The sequence below is a fragment of the Sphingobium sp. ba1 genome (assembly GCF_000743655.1).
Lineage (GTDB): Bacteria > Pseudomonadota > Alphaproteobacteria > Sphingomonadales > Sphingomonadaceae > Sphingobium.
The window spans coordinates 190,233-196,657 of the sequence record NZ_JPPQ01000069.1 but is presented as its reverse complement, the minus strand read 5'-3'; the positions used below and the strand labels follow the sequence as shown (position 1 = coordinate 196,657).

Below are 6,425 nucleotides of genomic sequence, written 5' to 3'. Positions count from 1 at the left end.
GTATAGAGATGGCGGTTGGTGCGCTGCGGCGGCGGGGCGGGCGGCGCGGCGGCGGGATCGAGCAGGGTCAGCGTTTGCGCCGCCTTGCGGATCGCCGCTTCGCTGATGTCATTGGCATGGGCAAAGCCGGTCATCTCGCCCGACACGCCGCGCAGGCCAAAGCCCGCATCGGTCGAATAATCGGCGGTTTTCAACCGCCCGTCATCGAAGCCGAAACTCTCGCTCGCGCGATATTGCAGATAGAGTTCGCCATCGTCGTAGCTTTTGAGCGCATCGGCGGTCAGGCGGCGGGCGCCATCAGGATCGAGCAGGCCCGGACGATAGAGCAGGCCACGGGCGTCGGTAAAGTGCGCGGAAATATCGGTCATGCCATCCGATATAGGGACGGCATCACCCAAGCCCAACGGAAAAGTTAGAGGCTGGCCCCGGATGCGATGTCGGGCTTGTCGCCAATGTCCGCCGTGTCGGCCACGCCGCCCATCAGCACGAAGCGCCGGTCGCAATAGCCGCAATCGACATAGCCATGCTCGTCAATCTCCAGAAAGACGCGCGGATGGCCGAGCGCGGCGGGAATGTCACCCGATCCGTCACAGGAAACGCGGGTTTTGGAGACTCGGAGGATTTCTGGCGGCTGGATCATGGCTGGGGGAATTAGCAGTGCGGACGCTGCGCCGCAATATGCCGCTACATCAAAGGCAGCGGTGGTGCCTTGCATGGGGTCGAGTCGTCGCCTTTCCGGGCCTTCGCAGCAGGTTGCCAGTCGGTGCAATCCTTGGCCGCGATCACCGCGAGCGGCGACAGCATCAGCAGGGCAGGCGCGAGGGTGCTGCCGAGGAAGATGGGGTTGGGCATGGGGACAAGATGCCGCATCCATACTTGCTGCACGATGAACGTTACGCAGGCGGTCGGATTGGTGGGGGCCTCGCAGCATAGCTGCTCGGAGTTTTTCGGCCGCCCGTCCCCCGGACGGGCTCTAAAGACCGAAAAACTGGTGGGCGATGACGGGCTCGAACCGCCGACATTCTCGGTGTAAACGAGACGCTCTACCAACTGAGCTAATCGCCCCCTTTGCGGAGAACCGCCTATCTAGGCGAAAAAGCGGTGCCGTCAAGCCGGGCCGTCACAACAGGCGAGTCAACTCGCCAGCAGGCGGCGGCTGGCCCCGAACCAGCGGATCATCGCGTCGGCGGCGTCCTGCGCCAAGGCGATGAAGATGCGGCGGCCATCCTGCGGGTCGGCCTGTCGCTCCACCAGGCCTTTGGCGGTCAGGGTGCGAATCCAGCGTAGCGCTGTGGTCGGCGGCACGGCGGCGGCGATGCACAGGCTGGAGACGGAGACGCGCTCCTGCTCCAGCCGGGCGGCGAGCAGGTCGAGCAGCATGTCCCAGGCGGGATCGGCGAACAGGTCGCCGGGCAGGAAGTCGGCACGGATACGGCGCGCGCGCAGCAGGTCGCGGACCTGCGTCGCGCTGAGCGTCGGCGTCGGGACATAGGCTTGGGGCGCGGCGGCCCCGATCGGCGCGAGCGCGGGCATGCCGATATAGTCGCTTGGCCGGTCGGCGATGCGTGGGCCGGGGTCGAAGGAGGGGGCGGCAAAATGCGACCGCTGCGTCAGCGCATCGAGCGTGCGGGCGAGGCGGCTGACCTCCGCGCTTAACTGTTCGAGCCGACTGCTGTCGCCATCCCGGTCATGGACCTGACCGGGAGCGGGGCGTTCTTCGCCTGCGGTCACCAATGCCGCAGCCAGGTCGCTATGGTCGGGGTCGCACAATAATTGGGTGTGCGATCCTTGCGCGGCCGCAAAGGCGAGGTCGATCGTCTCCCATCCCGCGACCAGGATGACGGCCATCCCCTGCCGGACCGCCTGTGCGTCCACTTGCGCCAGCAGCGATTCCAGCGCGGGGGTCGCTACGGGGCAAAAGAGCAGCAGCACATCGCATTGCAACTGGCCATCCAGCCGGGCCGGAGCATCGGCGAGCGGCGCGACGCCCAGCAGCCGCAACCCGGCGGCATCGGCCACCGGGGTCAGGTCTGCCACATCGATTCGGTCGGCGATGACGAGCAATCCTGACCGATGATCGCGCCGCAAAGGATCCGCCCTGCCCATGCTGTAGGAAAAATCTTCCATTATTGCCCCGCCCCGTTCTAGCTTCGTTCCTGGGAATAAAGCAAGAACGGATCAAAGCAGCCGCATCTGTCGCCATAGTGACGATAATCTGGTGCAAAGGGGCGGGATGCCGGCCCTGTACGGGTGTTTTTCCACCATCTTCGCGCCGATCTGGCGGGAGGAGAGGGGCTGCCGCATGATCCCTCCATTATGGAGTCATTTGTCAGATGGGTGTAGCGCGCGCGAAGACGATGTAGAGCGCGCGCAGCCGCAGCGCGACCGGGCCGGGGGTGCCGTCGCCGATCGTCTGTCCGTCGATCCGCACCACTGACTGGCACAGCGTCGAGGCGCTGGCGATGAACGCCTCCCGCGCGGCAAGGGCCTCCGCCACGGTGAAACGGCGATGGACAACCGCAAGGCCGCTTTCCTGCGCCAAGGCAGTCAGCGCCGCGCCGGTGCAGCCCGCCAGCACGGCCTGACTATAGGGGCGGGTAATGATGCCTTCGTCAGTGACGATGAAGGCAGTCGAGGATGCGCCTTCGGTCACGAAGCCATCCTCGACCATCCACGCCTCCTGCGCGCCCGCGTCGCGCGCCGCCTGTTTCGCCATGACCTGGGCCAGTAGCCCGACGCTTTTGATGTCGCGCCGCGCCCAGCGCAGGTCGGCCATGGTCGCCACGGCGATGCCCGTGCGGACGGCGGGCACGTCCAGCACCGGCTTGTCCGCGACGAACAGGAAGAGCGTGGGTTCGATATCGGGCGCGGCGAGAAAATCGCGGCCCGCCTCCGCCCCGCGCGTGAGTTGGAGATAGACCAGCCCTTCGGTCACGCTATTGCGTGCGACCAGTTGCGTCTGCACGGCCTCGATCTGCGCCAGCGACACGGGCAGGCGGATACCGAGCGCGTCTGCTGAGCGTTCCAGCCGGGCGAGATGGCTGGCGCTGTCCACCAGCCGCCCGTCGATCACCGCCGCGACCTCATAGACGCCATCGGCGAACAGGAAGCCGCGATCGAGCGGCGAAATGCGCGCCTCGTTCAGTGGCAGGAAGGTGCCGTTCAGATAGGCGATTGCCATAAGTCCCGTCCTCCGCTCTGATCCGCTTCTAGCCGCCGAAGCTGACGCCGATCCAGAGTGTGCGCGGCGTGCCCAGATCCATCGATCCGCCCGCATTGCGCGTGACGATCGTCTCATCCAGCAGATTTTCGCCGCGCGCCACCAGCGTCACGCCGCCCGCCAGCGGCAGCCGCGCGATGGCATCGACCGTGATCGCGTGCGGCAGGACGTCGCTTTGCAGATCATCCTCATATTGTTTCGCGACATAGCGCAGCGTGGTCGACAGGGTCGGCCCCTGCGCCGGGCTGTAGGCGATGGTGGCGCTGGCGGCATGGCGCGGGCTTTGCGCCGGGGTCAGGCCATCGAACGCTTCGCCCGGCGCATGAACGCGGCTGCGGCTATAGGCATAGGAGGCGGACAGGCGCATGGCACCCAGCGTCGCGTCCGCCGTCAGTTCCACCCCCTTGGCGACGATCCGGTCGATATTGCGGCGCTGGCGCGTGGTGGCGGTCAGCGTCACATTGGCGACCGCATCGTCCAGCCGGTTGATGAAGCCGGTCGCCGACAGGCTGATACCCGGTGCCGGGGTCAGATCGATGCCGACCTCCGCGCCTTTCAGCTTTTCCGGCGTCAGCGCATCATTGGCCTGCGTCGTGATCGGAAAGACTACGAAGGGGCGATAGAGTTCGTTCAACGTCGGCAGGCGGAAGCCGCTATAGGCCGCGCCGCGCAGGGCGATCACGTCGCTCGCCCGATAGAGTGCGCCCGCCCGGCCCGACACTTCCCAGTCCGACCGGTCGGCATAGTCGCTCGACGTGCCGACGCCGCTGGTCGCGCTGACCTGCCGGTAGAAGCCATCGCTGATCGACCAGCGATCGGCCCGCACGCCGCCGGTCAGCACCAGCCGCCCGTCCGGCCCGGCGGGCGTCCAGTCATCCTCCACAAAGATGCCGCGCGTCCACTGCTGGCCACCGGCATGGCGACGGAAGGTCGCGGGATTGCTGGCGCTGTTCGCATTATAGGCGTCCTCGAACATGTCGCCGCTCGCAAAGCGGCTGTCGACGCCCACGCGCAGCACATGCGCCTCCCCCACCGGTGGGCGCAGCTCGATCTTGCCGCCGATCCCGGTCGAGGGCGTGTTGCGCTGGTCCAGCGTCCGGCGGAAGGTGGAGGAGGAGATGACGATGTTCGAGAAATTGCGCACCTGCACATAGGCGAGCGCATCGACCTGCCACCGCCCGCGATCGATATAGCGGATGCTGGCGTCCTGCCCCTGGCTGCTATTGTCGGCTCCGGCGAAGCGCAGCGTCCGCTGATCCTCGAACAGGGTCGCGCGAAATTGCACCTCCGACGTGGCGGAGATCGGCGCGACCGCGCGCAGGTTGGTGGACCAGCCATCATAGGCGGCGGGCACGGTCGCGGCGACGCGCTGGTCCTTGGGCGTGGTCTGGAACCCGTCGCCCCGGTCCCACCGTCCCGACAGCGAGACATAGCCGTTGCCAAGGTCGGGCGTGATGCTGGCGGACAGTTCGGTCGAATCGCGGCTGCCATAGAAGGCGCTGGCGGCAAAGCCCGGCAACTGGTCGCGCGTCGCGCTCGCCAGTTCGATCGTCCCTGCCACCGCGCCCGCGCCGAATGCGCCGATGCCGCCGCCGCGCGTCACCCGCACCACCGAGAGGCGATCAGGCACCAGCGCGCTGAACGGGATATAGCCGAAAAACGGGTCCGCCATCGGCACCCCGTCGAGCAGCACCAGCGTCCGGCTCGACGCATTGCCGCCCAGCGCGCGCAGCGTCGCCCCTTGCGCCGACGGGTTGGCCGACCGGCTGTCGGACCGGCGGAATTGCTGGAAGCCCGCAACATCGCCCAACACGCTTTCGATCCGGCCCGATGCGCTGTCCTGCAAGCGCTGGCGGTCGATCACCACCGATCCATAAGCGGGCGTGCCGGGCGGCAGGTCCAGCCCCGCGCCGGTCACGACGATCGTGGCCGGATCACCCGCCGCCGGTTGCGCCAGCGCGATCGTCGGCAGGAAGAACAGGATGGCGGGGACTGTGAGAGATTTCATGCCCCCGCTCTCCCCATTTCGGCCGCCTTTTGCAAATGGAAAGGCCGCGCCTCACTCCAGCCGGCGGATCGCCCGTTCGTCGCAAGTGGGCGTGACCCGCTCGACCGGACTGACGCCGGGCACCTGCAAGGATTGCCCGATGCGCAGCGGCGCGAACCGCTTGCGCGCAATCCCCTGGCACCGCAGCGCCAGTTCCAGCATGCGCGGCGGCGTATCCCATTGTTCGTAGGACAGGCGGAACGTCCCCCAATGGATGGGAATGGCGGTCGATGCGCCCAGCCGCTTGAACATCTCCACCGCCTGGATCGGCCCGACATGCGCGTCCGACTGCATCTGCCCCTTCCAGAAGCGGAACGCGCCGATGGGGATCAGCGCCAGCCGGATCGGCCCGATCCGCGCGGCCTCGATCGGCCAGCCCATGTCGCCCGCGCCCGTGTCGCCCGCAAAGAAGATATTGCCCGCCCGCGTCGCGATGACGAAGCTCGACCACAGCGCCCGGTTGCGGTCGCTGCCCCAACGGCTGCTCCAATGATGGTTGCGGGTCACATGGACGCGATAATCGGGGCAATGTTCGTAATTGCCGCACTGGATCACCGCGCCCGGCGCCAGCCCGTTGAGCGCCGCGCCGCTGACCGACTGGCCCCAATCGAGCGCGGTCGCGGGAATGCCATGCGTGCGGAGCAGCGCGTCATTGCCCAGGCTGGTGACGATCTTGGGCTTGTCCCTATCCCACAGGCGTTTGAGCGTCGGCAGGTCGAGATGGTCATAATGATTATGGCTGATGACGATCAGGTCGATCTTGGGCAGATCATCGAAGCGGATGCCCGGCTCCGCCACCCGCTTGGGGCCAAAGGGGGGCAGGGGGCTGGCATGATCCGACCAGATCGGATCGGTCAATATGTTCAGCCCCGCCGCCTGCACCAGCACGCTCGCATGTCCGACCCAGGTCGCCACCATGCCGCGCGGCGCGGCGAAGGGCGCTGGCCTGGCAGGCTTGACCGCAATCCCGACCGGCCACTCCGGCCGATCATCATCGCCCAGCAGCCAGCGCAGGAGGAAGCCCGTCCGACTGGTGCCGGGCGGCGCTGGCGGCTCGATCTCCCCATCGGGATTGAAAAAATGCGCGCCGTCATAATGGCGGCTGACCGGCCCGTCATAATAGATGCGGTCGAGGAACGGCGGAACGATGGTGATCGC

The 6,425-nt window shown here is 67.1% G+C and carries 7 protein-coding genes and 1 tRNA gene; all 8 read right to left on the bottom strand.

All coding sequences use genetic code 11. The features are described 5' to 3' along the window. A partial coding sequence (locus tag IL54_RS04020) for a PmbA/TldA family metallopeptidase (RefSeq protein ID WP_272945498.1) occupies window positions 1-368 on the bottom strand: 368 nt, incomplete at its 3' end. A 44-nt stretch (window positions 369-412) separates the two neighbouring features. Next, window positions 413-640, bottom strand: a complete 228-nt coding sequence (locus IL54_RS04015) for a zinc-finger domain-containing protein (protein WP_037473436.1) — start codon at window positions 638-640, stop codon at window positions 413-415. Between the two features lie 44 nt (window positions 641-684). Further along, window positions 685-852, bottom strand: a complete 168-nt coding sequence (locus tag IL54_RS23920; RefSeq protein ID WP_156106107.1) for a hypothetical protein — start codon at window positions 850-852, stop codon at window positions 685-687. Window positions 853-989: 137 nt separating this feature from the next. Beyond that, window positions 990-1,065: transfer RNA gene (locus IL54_RS04010), tRNA-Val, on the bottom strand. A gap of 69 nt (window positions 1,066-1,134) precedes the next feature. Continuing rightward, on the bottom strand, window positions 1,135-2,127 hold the full coding sequence (locus tag IL54_RS04005; RefSeq protein ID WP_052027540.1) for a MarR family transcriptional regulator: 993 nt from the start codon (window positions 2,125-2,127) through the stop codon (window positions 1,135-1,137). A 202-nt stretch (window positions 2,128-2,329) separates the two neighbouring features. After that, the gene (locus IL54_RS04000; protein ID WP_037473434.1) at window positions 2,330-3,181 is read right to left on the bottom strand and encodes a D-amino-acid transaminase; all 852 of its coding nucleotides are present in this window, start codon (window positions 3,179-3,181) and stop codon (window positions 2,330-2,332) included. Window positions 3,182-3,209: 28 nt separating this feature from the next. Next, complete coding sequence (locus tag IL54_RS03995; RefSeq protein ID WP_037473431.1) at window positions 3,210-5,228, bottom strand: TonB-dependent receptor; 2,019 nt, start codon at window positions 5,226-5,228, stop codon at window positions 3,210-3,212. Between the two features lie 51 nt (window positions 5,229-5,279). Continuing rightward, window positions 5,280-6,425, bottom strand: a 1,146-nt coding sequence (locus IL54_RS03990) for an MBL fold metallo-hydrolase (protein WP_156106264.1), incomplete at its 5' end; no start/stop codon positions are given.

Excerpts from the sequence above, each read along its gene's own strand:
- IL54_RS23920 (WP_156106107.1), bottom strand. The coding sequence starts at position 852 with ATGCCCAACCCCATCTTCCTCGGCAGCACCCTCGCGCCTGCCCTGCTG.
- IL54_RS04015 (WP_037473436.1), bottom strand. The coding sequence starts at position 640 with ATGATCCAGCCGCCAGAAATCCTCCGAGTCTCCAAAACCCGCGTTTCC.
- IL54_RS03995 (WP_037473431.1), bottom strand. The coding sequence starts at position 5,228 with ATGAAATCTCTCACAGTCCCCGCCATCCTGTTCTTCCTGCCGACGATC.
- IL54_RS04000 (WP_037473434.1), bottom strand. The coding sequence starts at position 3,181 with ATGGCAATCGCCTATCTGAACGGCACCTTCCTGCCACTGAACGAGGCG.
- IL54_RS04005 (WP_052027540.1), bottom strand. The coding sequence starts at position 2,127 with ATGGAAGATTTTTCCTACAGCATGGGCAGGGCGGATCCTTTGCGGCGC.